Origin of the sequence: Cellulomonas sp. GbtcB1 (assembly GCF_019091725.1) — a bacterium.
Taxonomy (GTDB): Bacteria; Actinomycetota; Actinomycetes; order Actinomycetales; family Cellulomonadaceae; genus Cellulomonas.
In genome coordinates this window covers 1-268 of sequence record NZ_JAGXJG010000274.1, presented here as the reverse complement: position 1 = coordinate 268, position 268 = coordinate 1, and the positions used below count along the sequence as shown (strand labels likewise).

At 63.8% G+C, this 268-nt stretch carries 1 pseudogene; it reads right to left on the bottom strand.

The features are described from left to right. Nucleotides 1-62: 62 nt before the first annotated feature. Nucleotides 63-268: pseudogene (locus KVT14_RS22810) on the bottom strand (hypothetical protein); the annotation flags it as partial.

Sequence of the window (268 nt, the reverse complement as noted above, 5' to 3'; positions counted from 1 at the left end):
AGTTCTTGTTCCTGATCTGCAAGGCCAGTTCAGTGTAAATCCTTCTTGATGGTGATCATCTACCCCTCCCGGCGCAGCAGGACATGCCCGCGCCGATAGCCATAGCGCACACCAATCGCCGTCGGGCTCGGACCGATGGCGCCGCGACGGCTCATCTCCCGCAGATCTCGTGATCCGTTGTGCGCCGGCCGCCTGGTCGGTGCGCCGGGAGGTGGAGGGAAACGTGGAGGTGTCGAACTGCAGGATCCCGCAAGCCCCGCGGATCGAC